This is a genomic window from Achromobacter dolens, assembly GCF_902859745.1.
In the GTDB taxonomy this organism is placed as follows: domain Bacteria; phylum Pseudomonadota; class Gammaproteobacteria; order Burkholderiales; family Burkholderiaceae_B; genus Achromobacter; species Achromobacter dolens.
Genome location: NZ_CADIJW010000011.1, coordinates 53,051 through 70,155, shown reverse-complemented (window position 1 = coordinate 70,155; position 17,105 = coordinate 53,051). Strand labels below are relative to the sequence as shown.

The 17,105-nt window shown below is 62.0% G+C and carries 26 protein-coding genes; 13 read left to right on the top strand and 13 right to left on the bottom strand.

The window, feature by feature from the left end; all coding sequences use genetic code 11:
- Positions 1-6: 6 nt before the first annotated feature.
- The 5 genes from HV783_RS11130 to HV783_RS11110 all read right to left on the bottom strand — a co-directional run bounded on the left by HV783_RS11130 (position 7) and on the right by HV783_RS11110 (position 5,038).
- On the bottom strand, positions 7-750 hold the full coding sequence (locus HV783_RS11130; protein ID WP_254603871.1) for a phage head morphogenesis protein: 744 nt from the start codon (positions 748-750) through the stop codon (positions 7-9).
- 37 nt (positions 751-787) lie between these two features.
- Positions 788-2,071 (bottom strand): phage portal protein, encoded by a 1,284-nt coding sequence (locus HV783_RS11125; protein WP_254603870.1) that lies wholly within the window; start codon positions 2,069-2,071, stop codon positions 788-790.
- Complete coding sequence (gene terL, locus HV783_RS11120; RefSeq protein ID WP_175189128.1) at positions 2,068-3,651, bottom strand: phage terminase large subunit; 1,584 nt, start codon at positions 3,649-3,651, stop codon at positions 2,068-2,070. The genes HV783_RS11125 and terL overlap by 4 nt, the downstream gene beginning before the upstream one ends.
- Positions 3,602-4,075 (bottom strand): DUF2280 domain-containing protein, encoded by a 474-nt coding sequence (locus HV783_RS11115; RefSeq protein ID WP_175189127.1) that lies wholly within the window; start codon positions 4,073-4,075, stop codon positions 3,602-3,604. Before HV783_RS11115 ends, terL begins: the two co-directional genes overlap by 50 nt.
- Before the next feature lie 318 nt (positions 4,076-4,393).
- On the bottom strand, positions 4,394-5,038 hold the full coding sequence (locus HV783_RS11110; RefSeq protein WP_175189126.1) for a putative metallopeptidase: 645 nt from the start codon (positions 5,036-5,038) through the stop codon (positions 4,394-4,396).
- A 331-nt stretch (positions 5,039-5,369) separates the two neighbouring features.
- On the opposite strand from HV783_RS11110, the gene HV783_RS29640 reads away from it, so the two are divergent.
- Together HV783_RS29640 and HV783_RS11105 are read left to right on the top strand one after the other, a co-directional pair.
- Positions 5,370-5,972 (top strand): mobilome CxxCx(11)CxxC protein, encoded by a 603-nt coding sequence (locus HV783_RS29640; RefSeq protein ID WP_367646381.1) that lies wholly within the window; start codon positions 5,370-5,372, stop codon positions 5,970-5,972.
- Complete coding sequence (locus HV783_RS11105; protein WP_175189125.1) at positions 5,969-6,166, top strand: hypothetical protein; 198 nt, start codon at positions 5,969-5,971, stop codon at positions 6,164-6,166. The genes HV783_RS29640 and HV783_RS11105 overlap by 4 nt, the downstream gene beginning before the upstream one ends.
- Before the next feature lie 233 nt (positions 6,167-6,399).
- Here HV783_RS11105 and HV783_RS11100 read toward each other — a convergent pair whose 3' ends face one another.
- From HV783_RS11100 to HV783_RS29605, 4 genes are all read right to left on the bottom strand, one after another.
- The gene (locus HV783_RS11100; protein ID WP_175189124.1) at positions 6,400-6,894 is read right to left on the bottom strand and encodes a hypothetical protein; all 495 of its coding nucleotides are present in this window, start codon (positions 6,892-6,894) and stop codon (positions 6,400-6,402) included.
- An 87-nt stretch (positions 6,895-6,981) separates the two neighbouring features.
- Positions 6,982-7,278, bottom strand: a complete 297-nt coding sequence (locus HV783_RS11095) for a hypothetical protein (protein WP_175189123.1) — start codon at positions 7,276-7,278, stop codon at positions 6,982-6,984.
- Entirely contained in the window at positions 7,275-7,643 is a 369-nt protein-coding gene (locus HV783_RS11090; RefSeq protein WP_175189122.1) for a hypothetical protein, read from the bottom strand. Before HV783_RS11090 ends, HV783_RS11095 begins: the two co-directional genes overlap by 4 nt.
- Entirely contained in the window at positions 7,633-7,761 is a 129-nt protein-coding gene (locus HV783_RS29605) for a hypothetical protein (protein WP_276608449.1), read from the bottom strand. Before HV783_RS29605 ends, HV783_RS11090 begins: the two co-directional genes overlap by 11 nt.
- Before the next feature lie 62 nt (positions 7,762-7,823).
- Between HV783_RS29605 and HV783_RS11085 the strand changes: the two genes are divergently transcribed.
- A complete protein-coding gene (locus HV783_RS11085; RefSeq protein ID WP_144655210.1) occupies positions 7,824-8,522 on the top strand; it encodes a hypothetical protein in 699 nt (232 codons plus the stop codon).
- 125 nt (positions 8,523-8,647) lie between these two features.
- Here the strand turns inward: HV783_RS11085 and HV783_RS11080 are convergent, their stop codons facing one another.
- The 3 genes from HV783_RS11080 to HV783_RS11070 form a co-directional block, all read right to left on the bottom strand.
- Positions 8,648-8,821: a hypothetical protein gene (locus HV783_RS11080; RefSeq protein WP_175189121.1), complete on the bottom strand. Its 174-nt coding sequence runs from the start codon at positions 8,819-8,821 to the stop codon at positions 8,648-8,650.
- Positions 8,822-8,956: 135 nt separating this feature from the next.
- Entirely contained in the window at positions 8,957-9,436 is a 480-nt protein-coding gene (locus HV783_RS11075) for a hypothetical protein (RefSeq protein WP_175189120.1), read from the bottom strand.
- Entirely contained in the window at positions 9,433-10,422 is a 990-nt protein-coding gene (locus HV783_RS11070) for a helix-turn-helix domain-containing protein (protein ID WP_175189119.1), read from the bottom strand. The genes HV783_RS11075 and HV783_RS11070 overlap by 4 nt, the downstream gene beginning before the upstream one ends.
- A gap of 459 nt (positions 10,423-10,881) precedes the next feature.
- Here HV783_RS11070 and HV783_RS11065 point away from each other — a divergent pair, with 459 nt between their 5' ends.
- Together HV783_RS11065 and HV783_RS11060 are read left to right on the top strand one after the other, a co-directional pair.
- Complete coding sequence (locus tag HV783_RS11065; protein ID WP_175189118.1) at positions 10,882-11,514, top strand: hypothetical protein; 633 nt, start codon at positions 10,882-10,884, stop codon at positions 11,512-11,514.
- A gap of 414 nt (positions 11,515-11,928) precedes the next feature.
- The gene (locus HV783_RS11060) at positions 11,929-12,198 is read left to right on the top strand and encodes a hypothetical protein (RefSeq protein ID WP_175189117.1); all 270 of its coding nucleotides are present in this window, start codon (positions 11,929-11,931) and stop codon (positions 12,196-12,198) included.
- Here the strand turns inward: HV783_RS11060 and HV783_RS11055 are convergent.
- Positions 12,164-12,505, bottom strand: coding sequence for a hypothetical protein (locus HV783_RS11055; protein ID WP_175189116.1), 342 nt, complete (start codon positions 12,503-12,505; stop codon positions 12,164-12,166). The genes HV783_RS11060 and HV783_RS11055 overlap by 35 nt on opposite strands.
- An 89-nt stretch (positions 12,506-12,594) precedes the next feature.
- Here HV783_RS11055 and HV783_RS11050 point away from each other — a divergent pair, with 89 nt between their 5' ends.
- The 8 genes from HV783_RS11050 to HV783_RS11015 all read left to right on the top strand — a co-directional run bounded on the left by HV783_RS11050 (position 12,595) and on the right by HV783_RS11015 (position 17,075).
- Positions 12,595-12,954, top strand: a complete 360-nt coding sequence (locus HV783_RS11050) for a hypothetical protein (RefSeq protein ID WP_175189115.1) — start codon at positions 12,595-12,597, stop codon at positions 12,952-12,954.
- Positions 12,955-13,288: 334 nt separating this feature from the next.
- Positions 13,289-13,660, top strand: a complete 372-nt coding sequence (locus tag HV783_RS11045) for a helix-turn-helix domain-containing protein (protein ID WP_175189114.1) — start codon at positions 13,289-13,291, stop codon at positions 13,658-13,660.
- 155 nt (positions 13,661-13,815) lie between these two features.
- The gene (locus tag HV783_RS11040; RefSeq protein WP_175189113.1) at positions 13,816-14,022 is read left to right on the top strand and encodes a hypothetical protein; all 207 of its coding nucleotides are present in this window, start codon (positions 13,816-13,818) and stop codon (positions 14,020-14,022) included.
- 35 nt (positions 14,023-14,057) lie between these two features.
- Positions 14,058-14,405 carry a hypothetical protein gene (locus HV783_RS11035; RefSeq protein WP_175189112.1) on the top strand — a complete coding sequence of 116 codons (348 nt, stop codon included), beginning with the start codon at positions 14,058-14,060 and terminating at the stop codon, positions 14,403-14,405.
- Position 14,406: 1 nt separating this feature from the next.
- Complete coding sequence (locus HV783_RS11030; protein ID WP_175189111.1) at positions 14,407-14,784, top strand: hypothetical protein; 378 nt, start codon at positions 14,407-14,409, stop codon at positions 14,782-14,784.
- Between the two features lie 94 nt (positions 14,785-14,878).
- Positions 14,879-15,076: a hypothetical protein gene (locus HV783_RS11025; protein WP_020926945.1), complete on the top strand. Its 198-nt coding sequence runs from the start codon at positions 14,879-14,881 to the stop codon at positions 15,074-15,076.
- A gap of 2 nt (positions 15,077-15,078) precedes the next feature.
- On the top strand, positions 15,079-16,056 hold the full coding sequence (locus HV783_RS11020; RefSeq protein WP_175189110.1) for a YqaJ viral recombinase family nuclease: 978 nt from the start codon (positions 15,079-15,081) through the stop codon (positions 16,054-16,056).
- Entirely contained in the window at positions 16,053-17,075 is a 1,023-nt protein-coding gene (locus HV783_RS11015; RefSeq protein WP_175189109.1) for a recombinase RecT, read from the top strand. The genes HV783_RS11020 and HV783_RS11015 overlap by 4 nt, the downstream gene beginning before the upstream one ends.
- Positions 17,076-17,105: the final 30 nt, after the last annotated feature.

Sequence of the window (17,105 nt, the reverse complement as noted above, 5' to 3'; positions counted from 1 at the left end):
TTTCCTTCAATGAACAATGAGGGCGTCCAGATCCTCGAGGGCCGGCAGGATGGCCTCGGCCCAGCAGCGGCAACGGATGGGCTTGCCGGGGTGGCCGTCCGGCGGCGGATCGTCCCAGTTGAATTCCTGGCCCTCGCGGTCGACGTGCTCATCGCGTTCGCGGTCATCCAGGACGCCCCGCCACCGGTACTTCTTGACGCCGATATTGGTCTGCCGGTACTCGGTCAGGTTGCCGTTCAGCTTGCCGATCTGGTCACGGGCGATCAGTTCGGCGCGCTTGCGCGGCAGGTCATAGGTTTCCCGGATCTCGCGGGTCATGTCCCGCAGGGATGTGCCCCTGTGGACGGCGGCAACCACCCGGCCGTGCAGCGAGTCCAGGTATTGCTCCGGGATGGACTTGATCAGGCCGATGTTCTCGGCCTCCCAGGGACGCAGGATGCGGGCCAGGGCCGGCTCGGCCTTGAACACGTCCACGCCGTAGGCGCGCCGCAGCATCCGATGGTACTGCTCCTTGTTGTATCGCTCGACCCGCCGGGACACCAGCGAAGCCAGGCTCTGCGCTTTGCCATCCGGCAAGGCTGCCGCCTGCAGCGCCGCCATGAAGGCTCGGCGCAGCGACTCGAACCAGCCCCCGTCGCCGGCGGGCGTGTTGCGCAGGTCATCCTCGCGCAGGACCCGTGGCAGCTCGGGTATCACATACCGCTCGACGGCCAGAACGGCGGCCTGTGCAGCGGTCCGCAGCGTCCGCACGTAGTCCTGCTCGTCGCCCAGCGGGTAGCGCCACTGCTTAGGTGGCCGCGGCGTACGACGTGGCCGTTTGACCGTTTGGGTCGGGAACGAGGCCATAGAGCCCTTCCTGTTTCATGTAGCGCATCGCTTGATCCTGGCTGAGCCCGTTGTCGACGGCGGCGCTCAGGGCGTCCATTTCGCGGGCCGAGGCTTCGGCGTTGGCCTTGCGAACGTCGGCCTCCTCTTTGGCCGTGGCCGGTTTGAGGGGCGGCCAGGTGATAGACCAGGCCTCGCCTTGCGCGGTACCGGTGCCGGCCAATGAGCGTTGCGCCCGGATCAACGACACCAGGCGCTCCAGCGCGGGGTTCAACTTCACCTCGCGGCCCATGGCCACCGCGTTGTAGAACCCCTCAAGATCGCCGTCGCCGGTGGCGTTCAGGCCGGCCGCTGATCGCCCGAACAGCACGCTCACCGGGTAGCCGGCCTCGGCCGACACCGCGATCTGGAATTCGGCCAGGGTGTCCTTGATGCCGCCCATGTCCGAGCTGAGCACCTGGTAGTCGTCTTCCGCATCGACGGCCACGCCGTTCAGGGCGTTGCGGGCAGCGTCGACCATCTCCACGCGCTTTCGGACGACTGCCTCCATCTGAGTCTGGATAGCTTCGGCGAGGCCTCTCATCTTGTGCACGGCCTGCTGCTTCTTCTCCATCAGCCGAAGCGCCCAGGTCAACCCCTCGCCGTAGCGCCGGATCGCCCGAAACGCCCGCGCCGCCGCCGGTCGCCCCGCCCAGGGTATGCCCTTGCGATTGAGCTGCGCAGGGAGCGGATCTCCCGGCACCTCGATCAAGCGGCTTTCGTGTACCAGAAACTCGGCCGAAGGCACGCCCGCCGCCTGCACGCGCACGCGGTAGATCTCGGGCATGCCGTAGTTGGCCTCCTTCGGGTTGGAGTAGCGCCTCTCGGTGGCCGAAACGTCGTCCAAGGTGAAGACCTTGAGCTCCAGAAGCGTGTCCAGGGCGTCCAGGTTCAAGGGATCACGCAAGGCGCGCCCATCCTTGGCCACGACAACGATCGCCCCGCCGCCCGTCAGCCGCGCCCAGCGCCAGGCGTCTGCCAGCGCGGGCAGCGCCTTCAGCCGATCCAGCTCGTCGCGTACCCGGTCGTCGCCGGCGATGACTACGCCTCGGGACACCGCGGTGTCCGGGATCATGTCCACGACACGGGCCGGCAGACCGCCCTCGGCATACATCGCCAGGTCGTCCAGCGCGCCAAGGCCGCCGGGCAATGCGTCCAGCATGCCCGGCCCCAGCAGCGCCGACAGGTAGCCGTCTTGGTTCATCATGTACTTGCCAGCGCCATGAAGCGCCCTATGTCGCTGCCCGCCGTGGCGAGCATGTCGTTGATGGCATCGACCATGGGGTCGACCTGGTCGTCGTGAGCGTGGCTATCGTCAGCGGTGAAGGCCTCGCATTCCGCAATGAAGTCGTTCACCCACGGGGCTTCTTCCGGAATACACACCAGTCCCGCCTCGAGGTAGCTCTGGACGTCCATGACCCGCGTCAGCTTGTCCTTGTCCCGGGAAACGCCCTTGACGGGGATATGCCCGCCGGCGGCGATCTCCTGGACCAGCCCGGTACCGCTCGACTTGTCCTCGATGAGGAACTGCCGCAGCGGCGCCGACAGCTTTGGATTGAACGGCTTGTGCTTGGCCCAAAAGTCCAGCGCCCGGCGTTTAAGCTCGGGCGCCTGCCATTTGCCGCGCAGCAGATCCAGCAGGTACAGCTTGCCGTCGTCGCCCAGGCCCCAGCATTCGAAGACGCTGTAGTCGTTGCGTTCGGCCGTCTTCTGGGCCGTGTCGGCGAACACCTTGCGCGCCACGATCCGGGGCGGCACCGCGTACCGGCCGAACCAGGCGCCCTTGATCAGGTCACCACCCAGCGGCGCCGGGCGTTGCTGATACTGCGCCGAAAACACGTACCGGCTGACGCGTGCGCCCTCCTGGTCCGTGCCAGCGCCGGCCTCCATGGCCAGCAGATCCGCCAGCGGCTCCTTGTAGGGCCAGTAGCTGAAGCGCCCCTTCTCGTCCCGGACGCTGCTGTCGACCTTGAGCTGCAGCTCGGCCGGCAGGCCTGCCACATAGGCGTCGTCGATCAGCGCCGGGATGACGACCTGTTCCCAGTCCGAGCCGAGGTTGCCGGCCTCGATGAAGCCGGTCACGTCCTCCTGCGCCAGGCGCTGCATGATCACGATGATCGGCGTGTCGGGGTTGGCCCGACGGCTTTTCACCGTGGCGATCAGGTCGCGGTTCGCCTTGGCTCGCCGCGGCTTGCTGTAGGCGTCGCCGACCTTGAGCGGGTCGTCGATGACGATGGCGCCCTGCCACCCTTCCGCCATGTGCCCCGCTCGAAAGCCCGTAATCTGGCCGCCGAGCGATACCGCGTAGACGCCGCCGGCCTTGCGCCCATCGACCTCGATGTTCCAGCGCTTCTTACTCTTCGCATCCGCGGCGACCTTCAGCGGCCACAGTTCCTGGAACTCGTCTGACTGGACCTGCTCCTTGGCCGTCTGCGAGTTCAGCAGCGCCAGGTCGTCGGAATAACTGATGTGTAGGAACCGGGCGCGCGGGTTCAGCGCCAGGCCCCTGGCCATCAGGTTGATGGCGACCAGCTCGGTCTTCGACGAGCCCGGCGGCACGTTGATGACCAAATTCTTGATGCGGCCATCGATGACGTCCTGCACCTTCTGCGCGATCAACTCGTGGTGCCAGTTGACCCGGAACTTGATGGCCTGGCGGTGCTTGAAGAAGTACCGGCTGAAGAACAGGTGGTCCTGTTCGCATAGAGCCTTGGCCGTGGCGCGCAGGACGGCGGGGTCAGTACTCGCCTTGCAGCTTGGCGACGGCGGCGGCGACTTCTCTTTCATCCACCACCACCGTCTTCTGTTCTATCGGGCCGCCGCCGGCGCCCGTGTGCTCCCGCTTGTTCGTGAATGCGCCGCCCACCTCCTTGGCGGCCTGCTCCAGCACGCTGGCCGCGCCGACGACGTTGCCTCGGCTGAGGTGCTTGTCGTAGATCCTGCCGAGCTGTCGGAGGCGAAACGCCTGGTCGGCGATGGGGATCTCGGCGATTTCCTCGCGGAAGCGTTGCTGGGTGTCGTGGAATAGCTGGACCCACTTCTTGGCCAGGTCTTTGCCGGCGACTTTGGTCGGGTCGTACTGCGCGATCTGCATGCGGGGCACGTCCAGGCCGAATTCTTCCTTGACTGCCTCCGATACCTGGCTGGGGCGGTCCCAGCAGGCCAGGGCCTGGACGATGAAGCGCTTATGCGCGTCGGTCAACTTCGGCATATCCAGACTCGCAATCGAAATATTGCCGGCCTACCTTGCGGCCCGTATGCTGGGTGATCAAGCTCAAACTTCGGGAGAAAAACAACAAATGAGCCTCCAACACTTTCACCGGCGCGGGGAATCGGCCCTACGTCGACGCGCCGAGCGGACCATCAACCGCATCGGCGCCATAGAGCGACATATCTCTACGAATCCTGATTGCCGGCGCAGGCGGCGCCAGTTGCAGGATCTTCGCGCCTATCTCGTTCGCTTGGCCCAGCGAGCCGAACGCGAGGGCTACGACGAGTACGCCCTCCTTTGGTACGTTCAAGCCCAGCCCTAAGCCGCCTTCAGGCAGCAACCACACGCCCTGGCGATGTCGAGCCGAGGCACAGCCGGCGCGGCGCCGGCGGCCGCGGCCAGCCGCCGAACATCCTCCGACGGTCCATACCGGGCCACCACTCCCACAAACTCTTCGACATCGTGCCCCACGATGCGCAGCTTCGGCCGGCCCTGCTTGGCGAACGCCGGCGCGCCGTACGGATCGGGCGCATGCCCGATGTGGTAGAGCTCATGTTCCACCAGGGCGCAGAACTCGGCGTCGCTGCAGGTGGTGCAATAGTCCGCCGCCAACGTTATCAGGAACGCCGGCACGCGGCCAAACCATTCGATCATCTGCTGCTCCTGGCGCGCCTTCTGCCAGCCACCGGCGCGGAACATCACTTGCTCGGCCTGGCCCAGCACCACCCGCCCGGCCTTTTGGAAGCCCGTCGACGCCCAGAGGAACGCCAGGTCGGCCTCCGCCAGATGGACGTGGTCGGGATTGTGTAGGGGGCCGTCCGCGGCGAGTATCACTCGTTCAGTCCATTCCAGCAGCTCAGGCGCCGGCGCCAGCAAGCCTCCGAGGGCCTCCGCGCGCGCCAGCCACTCGGCGGGCGGCCTGGGCCGCTCCTGACCCACCGATCGCGCCCGCCTTGTCTTCATGCTGCGTCTCCGCGATATTTCGGCTGACCTTGCCTCGCGCGCTGCAGACTCCTGACCTTTCGATCCGTTCTCCGGTCGCTGACTGGGTTGTCGCCGCTGGCGTAGACGTTGGGGGCAAGGAGGGACTCATCCACGAAGCGGCGCTGTTTGTCTGTGAGCATCATTTCGGTATTCAGGTTACATTTAGAATCGACGTAGATGTGATGGCGCCTTAACCACGATTACCGCGTTTCTTTACGCGCCCCGTCACGAAGACAAAATATGCGAGTGCGAAATCCACTCAGTTTGAATCACGATGTCCTAATTAGCGCAACCATTACCGATCACTCACATGGACGACGAAGAGCAGCAGTTGAGAAGCAACTTGATAAGCCAAGCAGTGGATGCCTGGGCGACTGCTGATTTCCTACGCAGGAAAGTCAAATGGTCCACTGCATGGATGCGCTTCATGGCGACATCGAGCGTTCTGGTTCCACTCCTGATCGGACTGATCGCCCTGAACTACCCAGACTTGCTCGCACAACAGACTTGGGTAAGGTCGGTAGCTACCGGATTTCTGATTGCACATACAGCTATTAGCGCTGTGATTCTGATGTATTCAAGCCCTGATAGGACTCGCGATGCCCAGGACTCTGAGGCTCGAAACCGCAATATCGCGCTGCGCTCCGATAGGCTCAGGAGAGATGAGGCTATGCCAAGCGATTCATGGAAGGTCCTTGCGCGTTCGCTAACATCTGAGTATGAACACCTCGAGGAGAACGACGAGAATCGCTTCCACGCAACGCAGCAAGCGCGCAGACGAAGCCTGCGTGTCGGACTCAGGCAGTTCGACGCAAGGTGCAGGGAATGCAAACAGACGCCTATTCGAGAATCTTTGCCTTGGCGGTGGTGGAGATTCGACAAGTACTGTAACCGCTGTGGAGAACGGAAATGAAGAGCTATAAAGTGTTGCAGATCCTGCAGCAGATAGGCCGTCTGAACGATTCAGAGAAACAAGAATTGCTCGAATCATTAGATTTGGGGGAAATCAGCCTGGAACACATTAATGAGAGCGTTCAAATCTACGGTAGCAACATGAGGATGGGGGGAGCCGATCTCGGCCGCTGCCCCAAATGCGGAAGGGCTTAGCTCTTATCATCGAACGCTGTCTGCCCGAAAATATCTTTAAGGCACAGTAGCCCGCGCGCATGGTCCCGCTTCTTATCCTCGTGAAAACACGCAGCGGTTCCTCTGCGAAGCGACGTCCTGAACGAGGCGTCTGCCAGCCGGCGCCCAAGCGGCCCGGCTGACGGTTCTCTCTGGCCCCTGCTCTCTGGAAACAAGAAAACCGCCCGAAGGCGGCTCACTTTAAGGTTGAGCGGTTAACTCGCCGCCGCGATGGCCCTGTAGAGCGCCATCCCGGCCTGGTAGTAGTTCATATCGGTGGAAAATCTACCCTGCGGGTCAGAAAGGACCCGCTCGAACCCGCCGCTGAGCGCCTTGACTGCACCGTATTGAGTGACATCCACCTGCCAATCGACGGGCACCAACTGAGGGGATGAACTGGTCGAGTCCTTAACCAAGACTGCGATTGCCCCATGAACGTCGTCGAAGTCATGCTGACGTGAGCTGGGCTCGAAGCGCCAACCGAGCCGCACTTCAGCAGTGCCCAGCGGCGTCACAAACTTACCCAGTGAAGGCAGCTCGCCGCCCTCCACAAAGGAAAATTTGGGGGACGCTGCATCTTCCTGCGAAAACATCATCCCCAGCGCGTTCATCGTGTATCGCGCTCGCTTGACTATTGCTGCTGTGGCGCTGCTATACCGCAACGACCCCCAACTGGACTCATCAAAAGGATCTTTCTTTTCGCTGGACATGCGCTTCTCCTGTGGTTGGAAAGCGCTAGTGTGCACGAAGGCGGCTACAAACAAAAAGCCCCGGCTGATCGCACAGGGCTTCGTTTATTAAGGGCGCAGTAGCCCGGACAAATTATTGCACTCTAAGTGGCGCTTTCCTACAGGGGCATGTGTCACTTTCTCGGCCCAAGAATAGAGCGCAAACGACCCACGCTCGCCCGCGTCCTGCTTGTCTAGTGTGCCGGCCTCCTCCAGTTGATCGAGTACGCGCTGCACTCCCGTACGGATGCGGTGCCTGTCATTACCCACAGCGCGCGGATCGACATACCGGACCAGTTCTTGCATACGAAACTGCCGGCCGGGATATGCCGCCAACAGGTCCATCACTTCCTTCGCGTACTTCACGCCAAACTCCTTTCAACTTGATCCCGGAACAAGCCCAGGTAGAGTTTGTATTCCGTCTCGCCCAGCGATACGCCCGTGGTCGATTCGATCCACCGCCGGGCCGCAGCAGCACGTTCCGAGGCGGTCAGCTCGCCAAACAGGGCATTCTTCTGCGGGTACTCGGCGATGATCACCATGCGCTCATGCCAAGGAAGCACGGCGTGCATCTCTTCCACCGCACGAGCGTGGTCCAGGTTGATCGGCCGATGGTCGTCTTCCCATGGCACGTAAGCCTGCATATTTCCCACCGTGGAACCTGACCAGGTCCATCGAGCCCAGTTCCATAGAAGATCGTCACCGGTCAGCTTTCGCGCTTCACGCGGCATTCTTTACTCCTTTCAAATTCTCAAGCTCACAGCCTGGCTGTATCGGCCAGGTATAGAGCTGGCGCCCGGACATACGCATACTGGCGCGGAAAGCATCGACATCAAGCAGGCTGTCCATGGTCAGGTCCCCGCCAATTCGGTTACATTCCCTGCGCCTAAAGACAACAGGGAGAACACAACATGAGAGAGCAAGGCAACTTGTGGCGGCGCTTGGCAGCTGGTTACATAGCATGGAGCCCGTGGATTGCAGCTGTTTTTGGCGCGGCGGTCGCCGGCTTCCTGGCTGCGCGCCTGTCTGCAGGCGCAAAGGCCGTCCTGAGCGATGCCGTAACAATCGGCTGGACGACCGCAATTGCGACTTTTGCCGCAGCGGTTACTGCCTTGAAAATTGCCCAAGACAGTCAAAACAGAAGCGCTGCAAGCGACAAGCTTCGCGGTCAAATTCAAGCCGCTCGCCACTTTTCCAATATCGACTTCTCCGCGGATCTGTTCGAAGAGGCGATCCAGGAAATGAACAACAGCAAGCTTCCGCTGCGTGAGAAGATGAAAGTCCTCAATAAGCGGCTTAGAGCGATCTTGGGGATAATGAATCAGTTCGACATCCCGTTGATTCACGGTTATGACCCAGCGCTTGCCGGAACGCTCATTGACCTTGCCGACCTTGTCGGCTTTCATGTAATGAAAACTGCCGCGGATCGAAGCGATACCGATCTTCTCGCATCTGCGCGAACACTCCTGGATCCCGAGGTTCGGGAAATATTCAAGCGCCTGTTCGACCAAGCATGCGAGCTTGCCGCAGACGCCCGATCGCCCCTTATCGATCCATACACTGGGCCGCAAAGTGTCCAACACAATGCTCCCAGGACAGATGGCGGCTAGACCGCACGATTTGTGTCTTAACCTCTGCTCGCCGGTTCGGCTCATGCTTGGCTCTCCTACGCCACGGCGCCAAAGAGGTCGGTCTGCGGCTGCTCGACGGCCAGCGGCGTGACGACCGCCACCCATCACGCGCCGAATTCGTCCGGCTCGGCCCGGCGGGCGCTGATCTCGCGCCCCCAGGCGTAATCCTGGAAAGCCACGTCCTTCAGACTGCCCATCAGCACCTTCTGGTCGTTGTCCAGGTACAGGTATTGCAGGGTGTCGGCCCAGGCCCCTTGCCGGAACAACTCCTGGAACATTCGGAACAATCGGCACCCGATGTTCCTGCTCGCCATGCAGCGGGAACGGTTCGTCTTGGAACGCTCCCCCACGGGCGTAGCTGCCCAGCGTGCCGGCCATCGGGTCGCAGGCGCCCGTGAGGCTCTGTGAAGTCTTCATGCCAGGTCACTCACCAAATCCACGGCCCTGAACCAGCTGCCAAGGCCCGCACCGGCCGATGCTCCTGCCTGGTCTCCGCGCTGCTGCGGTGACGCGCATTCGTCGCCCAGCACCCGCAGCATCAGCGCACCCAATGCCTGCGCCGTCACGTTCCCGCTGGCTGCATCCGCGAAGTCATTGCGGTTGTGCCGGCGCAGCCAAGGAGTCACGCTGTCCGGCACTGGCTGGCCGGGCAGCGCCGCCTTCAGGCGCCCAGCCAGGATGAACAGGCTTCGGCGGTTGTGCATGCGAGCGGTGATGCCCGCCTGCTCCGCGTAGGCCGTGCCGTGGTGCAGATGGCAGTACCAGTCGGACACGCCGGTCGTGGTGTCAGCGATAGACCCGGGCAACATGCAGCCCCTGACGCAGCACATGCCGTAGCCCTGGACGGGGTTCTGGTGGCGGGTCACCGCCGCGGATGCTTCGGCGTAGCTCATGCGCCTCGCTCCTGCTCATCACGCCGGCGACGCAGCTCGGCGAAGATCCGGTCTCGGTAGCTGGCGTAGGTCTCGCCGCCCCGGGCAAACATGCCCAGTTCACGCCCGACGCGGTCCGTCGCCGCATCGGACTTCCACCACTCGCCCCAGTCCTGGCCCGTCTCGGCACGAGGCCCCGCCGCGTTCGGCACGACTGGCGCGCGGGCAGTGCGCACACGGTTTCGCCAGGTCGCCAGCCAGTCGAGCTTGCAGCCCTTCGCGCCTGGCACGGCGGTCCAGTAGTCGCGGAACTCGTCGGCCAGCACGCGCACCTGCTCGGCGGACAGGTCGGGCCGCAGGTCAAGCGCCGCCTTGCCCCAGGACCTAGGCAGAACCCAGTCGGCAGGCAGGCGAGATCCACGCTTCGTGGTGCTGACAGTGTTACGGCTTTTAGAGGTATTACCTACGAAGATAGGTATTACCTCTTTCTTATGTTTTATTTCTGTAGGGAAAACTGGTACTGCTTCGGGTTTACCCAGGTGTCCCAAATTTGGTACTGCTTCGGGGTAAGCGGTACCAGTTTTGGGACTGCTTCCCTCAAAATCATCGGAAGCTATCCCAATTTCGGTACCGCTTAGCTGTCCCAAATCTGGTACTGCTTGGGCTTCGGAAGCTGGCCCGTTTTCGGTACCGCTTTGCTGATCCGAAGCAGTACCAGAATTGGTACCGCTTGCTGGTTCGCACAGCCGGAACACGACCACCGACTTAGTGGCCCCTGCCCGCTCGCCGCTATCGACCAGGAAACCTGCGTCGATCAGCCGGCGCAGATTGGCAAGCACCGTCTTGCGGTCTTGCCCAGTCTGCTGCGCGATCAGGGTGGTGGATGCAAATGCGCTCCATGGCGCTTGCTTGCCGTGCGCATAATGCGCCAGCACCACCAGGATGAATTTGGCGGGAGAATGGCAAACAGGCTGGGCCAAGGCCCAAGCGACAGCTTGAGCGCTCATCTGCACCCCACAGGGACCGGGACGCCGTCGGAGCTTACTGCCCGGTCCGTGCAGTTCGGGCTTCCCGGCGGCATGAACGGCAGGCCGCGCAGGTTGCAATCGCGGGGGGTCAGAGGAGCAGGTAGCGGTTGACGATCATTCATGCGCTATTGCCAAGGACGCAGGTCGTGACGGCACACTAAGAGTTCGCCAACTACCTGATTGAGGTATCAAAAATGAACAACGACACCGATCTGGACTGCTACATTTCCCTTCGGAGAATTGGCCGCAAGTACTGGGATTGGTACGTGAGCATCCCTGGGAAGGGATACAAGAACTGCGAAGAATGTGCTCCATCAGAGGCTGTAGCTCGTGATGAGGCTCGCGACGCCGCTCGGCACCTCCTGGTGGATACCAACCCTGGAAATTAGCGCCCCCCTTGGGCGCGCTAATATGACGCGCACTCAGACCGGAGAGACTATGAAAACTCGAGCGTTCCTCAAGTACGGGGCCATCACCCTGACGCTTGGCACGACTGGGTTTGTATTGGCGGTTGGTGCGCTGACCCTGATTTTTTCCCCAGAAACTGGAACTTTCGCTCCGACGAACGGCGCTGACGCCGCAGCCTGGATTCAAGCAGTGGGTTCGATTCTTGCCATCGTCGGTGCTTTTTTTGTCGGCAAGCAACAAGCCATAGAAGCAGCGAAACTGGCTGAGAAGCTGCGCAAAGACGCTCGAACTCAGACACTCGATGGCTACGTGGCGATCGTGCTCAATCTCTTCCAAAAGTTGGAGCGACTTGAACATGCATTGGGATACGATCAGGTAAGCGCATTCCGAACGGCGTGGGTTTGGGTTCAGCGCATGGAGTTCAAGGTAGCCCTTGAGGCGTTCGACCGCATGCCTGTCCACGATTTTGCCGATGTTGGGAAAATCGATGCGGCATTTTCTATCCATGGGGCCGCTGCTGAAGCATATGCCGAAGCCAACAAAGTTATGGCTGTTTGGAGTGCCGACAATGATCCAATTTTCATGGAGGCCTATCGAGAGTTGCAAGAGCACACCCGGGTCTACGCAAGCCTCGCACGCAACCAGCATTCGAAATTGCGATGAGAGCGCGGCCGACTGATCGTTCCAGCGATCTATAAGCGTTGACGACTGCATAGCTCGCACAATATGAATGCAACGTTTTGGTGCGCATGCGCATGCGCAAGAAGCTAATCTCCAGGCCCGGGAAAAATCTACGCAAACTGCCCTGCGTGCAAACAGCTCTATCAACTTGCCGAAGATCGTCGGGTAGACGAAGGATGGTAGTCGTGAACGCATCACCGCACCTCCTGCCGGTCTAACCCCCCCCCCGCCGCCAGTTCTGGTCCGAGAAACGCATACTCAACTGGCGCTGATTTGGCCTGGCCGAGCATGTCGGGACGAATCCGCAACCTAGAATTGCCAACCAATTTGGCGGCCAGTTCCAGCCATATATGATCGGGATTCCCCAACCCCAACCATATGTGGAAGGAACTGACCATGACGACACAAGCAGGACTCCAACGCAGAATCCTCGACACGCTTGCACGCGTGAAAGTGGGTACACCGAGCGCTCCAGCCGATACCGAAACGGCATGGGAAGAAATACAAGCGTTCGCAGGTGACGACGAGATCATCGCAGCTCTGCTGGAGTTGGAAGAGAAAGGCCTGGTACGCAGCGGCGTAACGCGAGGAGTGGACGGCGAGTGCGCCATAAGTACGGGCGTGCTGGCCATCACGGATTACGGTCGCCAAAGTCTGGCGCGCTGAATTTCTTACCCCAGCCGATCACGAGGTAGCCAAACGGTCGGCTCCACTCCGTCACACCGGCTGGCGGGATCGAGCCAGGAATAATCTCGGCCAACTCATATGTGAATCGCCCTGCGGCATCGCTAACGGGGCGAAAGGTGGCATAACCAATGTGATTGCCAGCGCCATCACGTAGGCGCATGCCCAAGAGCGTCGGAGCTTCAGGGCGCATTTTCGGGCCCTCTATCACCAATCGAACGCCACCGCGGCCGGCAGGCTCGAGCCAGGCGTTCATATCGAGGTCTGCGTAGGTTCGGAATTCACGCATTGGAGGCTCCTTGCTGCGAATGGGCGCCCTGCCCCTTCCCCTTAAACTGGCTGCCCTCACACAAACCATCCTTGAGAAAGGAGCTGGGCATGGGCGTGAAATTCTTCTTGCCGGACGCGGCAGACGCAGAAATGGCCGAACGGCAGTACGCGCTGTTCATTCAGGATGCCTCCGCATATGGCCACCTTCGCCCCGAGGCGCGGGTCTATTCCCTAGTGTTTCATCACAATGGCAAACCGTTCCAAGCGACTGTTGGCGAGCCGATTGCAGGCTGGCGCGATCCGGTCGGCCGAGTCCTCGCCATAGTCGAATCACGACAGCTTGTGTACGTGCACACAGAAAGAGGAGTCGTACGTGGAGACGGGCCGATCCTCGCAGGCCATCCAGACGATTGCCGCGATCGCCAATGGTTCGAGGACTTTCCTCCTCGGCGGCAACAGCAGCCTTGATCAGGCACCGGCGGTACGCGAGGTCACGCATGGCTCGGCTCCTGCGGCGCGGCCGTGGCCAGCTCGGGCGCCGGCTCGAAGGCTCCGGGCCGCACAGCCTGCAGGTACATGCGGCGCGCAGGCGGTATTCCTTCCTTGCGCCAATCGGAGACCGATGGCGGCTTCACTCTGCACAGGCGGGCGACGGCTACGGTGCCACCCAGCGCGTCGATAATTTGGGAGTCGGGGTGTTTAGTGTTCACTCCAAGATTATTAGGCTTGCCTTAAATTTAGTCAAGACATGCCTAATGGAATTAAAAGGCATACCTATTCATTTTCCACTTAGGATTGCCGAATGAGCACACTCGCACAACGTCTCAGAGAAGCAATGGACCAGACCGGCGTAAAGCAGGTGGACATTGCTCGCGCAGCGAACATCAAACCGCCCTCGGTGGCCGACTGGCTCAACGGAAAGACCAAGAACATTCGCGGTGCGAATTTGGTTAGCGTTGCACAGCTGCTCAATGTGAGTGAGGCTTGGCTGGCAGACGGCAAGCTGCCCAAAGAGCGAATGCTCGATTCAGATTGGCCATTTCCGCGAATCCCCAAAGAGCTGTATTACCAGCTCACCGTATCGCAGCGCGATGGGATTGAAGAATGGGTACTCAAGCAAGTCGAAGCTTACGTTGGAACGCCGTCCACAGCATCGAAGGCACAGAGTGCATGAGCCATGCCTCATTTTTTGACTGGTAAATAGACATAGCCACTTCTGAGTGGCTTTCTTTTCGTCTTAAAATTAGGCATGCCTATTGAATGATTGTTAGGCTTGCCTTAATTTCTCCTCAACACCTCCCCACCCCGGGGAGGAATGGGAGAACAGCAATGCAAGCAAAGATCATGGGTAAAGACGGCAAAGGCCGCTGCGTGCGTTCGTTGCGGTGCGCACTAGCCGCGGCGATGAAGAAAATCCCGAAGCACCTGCGCGCCCAGCATGGCGACGTGCTGCGCCAAATGCGGTCGCTCAACCTAAAAGCCAAGAACGCACCGGCCCGTTACGCGCGCCGTGCGGCCCTGCACGCCTCTGCCTGACCACCCGCCCCGGGTGCCGGGGCTAGGAGACCACCATGGAAGTTACCCAAACCGTCAGCGCATGGCTGACGCCCACCAGCCTGATCTCGCCCGACGAAATCACCGATCCGAACAAGGTCCGCCTCAGCGACCTGTCCTACACCAACCTGGACATGACCGATTGCGGCTACACGCTCATCGGCAAGGCCCGCATCACCCTGACGCTGCCTGACCGCGAACGACTGATCGATTCCAGGGTGGCGTCGATGCGCGCGGAAGTGAAGAAGATCCGCGCCGAGGCCGAGGCGAAGGCCAGCCACATCGAAAACCAGATCAGCAACCTGCTGGCGATCGAGTTGAGCCCGGCGCCGGCATCTGAATCTGACCGCGCCAAGGGGAACTGACATGTCCAGCATGACGATTCCCACCCCGTGCGGCACGTCCGCGATTCTTCGCCCCTACAACGATGAGGAACGGCGCGCAGAGCTGATGCGAGACCTCGGCGGCGACGTGCATCTGGCGCTGTGCCGCGATCAGTTGATCCACCGCGAATACGACTTCAGCCAGCGCGCCGCCGAAGCGCTCTACGCCGCGACCGAAGGCAACCAGCTCGCCGAGGATGGGTTTGCATTGGCGGTGCGCGCGGTTATGAATCGGGCCCCGTTGGCTGCGGTGGGGGCCTTATTTCACCTTTGGGTCAGTGTGGCAGTCCGACAGTTGACCTCCGACCTCGCGGACCGCTGCGAGGACGGCCAGCGCGTGACCTTCGGGGCCCGCCAATGACCGCCCTACTCCTCTTCATCCTGGGCGGCCTATGCGCCGCCTATCCCCTGGGCCTGCTGGGGGATGCCTGGATGGCCTACCGGCGGAGGTCTGCATGATCCGTCGGCTGCGCAACCTCTGGCACCGCGCCCGCCTTTCCGGCCGTGACCTGGACTTCGCCGGCGTCGCCGCGATCTTCGCCGGCGCGGTGGTGCTGCTGGCCAGCGGCATGGTCGGCCCGACGCGGGATGCCCACTCCCCCACTCCCACCGCCCAAGACGGGCGCCCGACGGCATACGCCGCGAAGGACTGATCGTGAACGCTATTTCTGAACCTATCGCCCTGGACCGCACCCGCTTCCTCGGCGGCACCGACATGGCCGCGCTGTACGGCGTCAGCAAGTGGAAGACGCCCCTGCAGGTGTGGGCCGAAAAGACCCGCCGTGACGCCTATCGCGAAGACGACCCCGCCAAGACGAAGGTGCTCAACCGTGGCAAACGCCTTGAGCCAGTCGTGGTGGCCATGCTGCGCGAGGACTACGGCCTGGACGTTGTCGCCGTGAACGAACGCTACACGCACCCCGACCACAGCTTCCTGTCGGTCGAGATCGACTTCGAGTGGCGCGTCACCGAGCAGGCCCTGGCGGCATTCCCCTGGCTCGCGCCGCTCGAGCTGGGCTCGATCCAGAACGGCGAGGTCAAGACCGTGCATCCGTTCGTCGCCCACGAGTGGGGCGACATGGGAACCGACGACGTGCCGATTCACTATGCGGCGCAGTCCATGACCGGACTGGCCGTCACCGGCCGCGAGGCGTGCCTCTACGCCACGCTGGTAGGCGTGGATGACCTGACCTTCTACGCAGTGCGCCGCGATCAGGAGACGATCGACGCGATGGTCGCCAAGGCCGTGGACTTCTGGACCAACCACGTCCTGACCGACATCCCGCCCGATCCCGAAACGTTCGACGACCTGAAGTTTCTCTACGCCCGCGACAACGGCCAAGCGATCGAGGCAACCGACGAGATCCTGGCCCAGCTCGCCGAGTTTCGCGAGCTCGGCGACCAGGCCAAACGCATCGAGGAACGCCGCGACGAGCTCAAGTTCGGCATCCAGACGTTCATGGAGCCCAACGCCATTCTGACGGCCAAGGGCGAGCCAGTCGCCACCTGGAAAAGCCAGTCCGCCAGCCGCCTGGACGGCAAGGCCCTCGCGCTGGCTCACCCCGATATCGCCGCCGCCTACCGCACCACTTCCGAAACCCGAGTCTTCCGCCTGAAAGGAGCGAAGAAATGAGCGCATCCAAATTGAAAGCCGTGGCCACCGGCCAGGCACAGTCCCAGCAGCTGGCCAGCATGAAGCCGAAGGACCAGATCGCCCACCTGCTGGAAAAGCGCAAGGGCGAGATCCAGAAGATGCTGCCCAAGCACCTTTCCGCCGACCGCCTGCTCAAAGTCGCGCAGATCGCCGCCACCACCACGCCGGCTCTGGCTGAATGCGACATCCCGTCGCTGGTGGGCGCCATCGGTCAGTGCGCGCAGATGGGGTTGGAGCCGAACACCGTTCTGGGCCATGCCTACCTCGTTCCCTTCAACACCAAGCGCAAGGACGCCGGCGGCAATGAGCGCTGGGTGAAGTCGGTGCAGGTGATCGTTGGCTACAAGGGCCTGATCGACCTGGCCCGCCGCTCCGGACAGATCGTGAGCATTGCCGCCCACGAGGTCTGCGAGAACGACACCTTTGACCTGGTGTACGGCCTGGACGAGAAGCTGGAACACCGGCCGGCCATGGGCGAACGTGGCGCCGTCACCGGTTTCTATGCCGTGGCGAAGCTCGTAGGCGGCGGCCATGCCTTCGAATTCATGAGCCTGTACCAGATCGACCAGATCAAGGCGGCAACGCAAAGCAAGGGCGCCTACGGCCCCTGGAAAGACAACTTCGTGGAGATGGGCCGCAAGACCGTGATTCGCCGGCTGGCCAAGTACCTGCCGCTGTCCATCGAATTCCAGAAGGCGACGGCCCTCGACGAGATGGCCAGCAGCGGCCGCGACCAGCACCTGGACGACAACACGCTCGACGGCGATTTCATCTTCGCCCAGCCCGAGCCTGGGGCCGACCAGGCAGAGGAAGGTGCCGGCGCGCCGCAACAGGTTGCCTATGACCCGGCGCCTGTGCTGGCGCAGATCACGAGCGCCACAAACATCGACGCCCTGGACCTGGTCGCCGACGGCTTCCGCGACGCACCGGACGAGCACTACGACGCGCTCAAGAAGGCCTACGACGCCCGCCGAGCGGCGCTGGATTCGGCCGCTTAACCGTTCTCCCTGGGCGGCGCCTCACCAAAT

Bases quoted from the DNA above. Each gene is read 5' to 3' on its own strand.
- HV783_RS11060 (WP_175189117.1), top strand. From the start codon at position 11,929: ATGACGACACAAGCAGGACTCCAACGCAGAATCCTCGACACGCTTGCA.
- HV783_RS11035 (WP_175189112.1), top strand. From the start codon at position 14,058: ATGGAAGTTACCCAAACCGTCAGCGCATGGCTGACGCCCACCAGCCTG.
- HV783_RS11090 (WP_175189122.1), bottom strand. From the start codon at position 7,643: ATGCCGCGTGAAGCGCGAAAGCTGACCGGTGACGATCTTCTATGGAAC.
- HV783_RS11075 (WP_175189120.1), bottom strand. From the start codon at position 9,436: ATGAGCTACGCCGAAGCATCCGCGGCGGTGACCCGCCACCAGAACCCC.
- HV783_RS11070 (WP_175189119.1), bottom strand. From the start codon at position 10,422: ATGAGCGCTCAAGCTGTCGCTTGGGCCTTGGCCCAGCCTGTTTGCCAT.
- HV783_RS11030 (WP_175189111.1), top strand. From the start codon at position 14,407: ATGTCCAGCATGACGATTCCCACCCCGTGCGGCACGTCCGCGATTCTT.
- HV783_RS11085 (WP_144655210.1), top strand. From the start codon at position 7,824: ATGAGAGAGCAAGGCAACTTGTGGCGGCGCTTGGCAGCTGGTTACATA.
- HV783_RS11110 (WP_175189126.1), bottom strand. From the start codon at position 5,038: ATGAAGACAAGGCGGGCGCGATCGGTGGGTCAGGAGCGGCCCAGGCCG.
- HV783_RS11080 (WP_175189121.1), bottom strand. From the start codon at position 8,821: ATGTTCCAGGAGTTGTTCCGGCAAGGGGCCTGGGCCGACACCCTGCAA.
- HV783_RS11045 (WP_175189114.1), top strand. From the start codon at position 13,289: ATGAGCACACTCGCACAACGTCTCAGAGAAGCAATGGACCAGACCGGC.
- HV783_RS11125 (WP_254603870.1), bottom strand. From the start codon at position 2,071: ATGATGAACCAAGACGGCTACCTGTCGGCGCTGCTGGGGCCGGGCATG.
- HV783_RS11015 (WP_175189109.1), top strand. From the start codon at position 16,053: ATGAGCGCATCCAAATTGAAAGCCGTGGCCACCGGCCAGGCACAGTCC.
- HV783_RS11055 (WP_175189116.1), bottom strand. From the start codon at position 12,505: ATGCGTGAATTCCGAACCTACGCAGACCTCGATATGAACGCCTGGCTC.
- HV783_RS11105 (WP_175189125.1), top strand. From the start codon at position 5,969: ATGAAGAGCTATAAAGTGTTGCAGATCCTGCAGCAGATAGGCCGTCTG.
- HV783_RS29605 (WP_276608449.1), bottom strand. From the start codon at position 7,761: ATGGACAGCCTGCTTGATGTCGATGCTTTCCGCGCCAGTATGCGTATG.
- HV783_RS29640 (WP_367646381.1), top strand. From the start codon at position 5,370: ATGGACGACGAAGAGCAGCAGTTGAGAAGCAACTTGATAAGCCAAGCA.
- HV783_RS11115 (WP_175189127.1), bottom strand. From the start codon at position 4,075: ATGCCGAAGTTGACCGACGCGCATAAGCGCTTCATCGTCCAGGCCCTG.
- terL (WP_175189128.1), bottom strand. From the start codon at position 3,651: ATGAAAGAGAAGTCGCCGCCGCCGTCGCCAAGCTGCAAGGCGAGTACT.
- HV783_RS11025 (WP_020926945.1), top strand. From the start codon at position 14,879: ATGATCCGTCGGCTGCGCAACCTCTGGCACCGCGCCCGCCTTTCCGGC.
- HV783_RS11065 (WP_175189118.1), top strand. From the start codon at position 10,882: ATGAAAACTCGAGCGTTCCTCAAGTACGGGGCCATCACCCTGACGCTT.
- HV783_RS11100 (WP_175189124.1), bottom strand. From the start codon at position 6,894: ATGTCCAGCGAAAAGAAAGATCCTTTTGATGAGTCCAGTTGGGGGTCG.
- HV783_RS11050 (WP_175189115.1), top strand. From the start codon at position 12,595: ATGGGCGTGAAATTCTTCTTGCCGGACGCGGCAGACGCAGAAATGGCC.
- HV783_RS11040 (WP_175189113.1), top strand. From the start codon at position 13,816: ATGCAAGCAAAGATCATGGGTAAAGACGGCAAAGGCCGCTGCGTGCGT.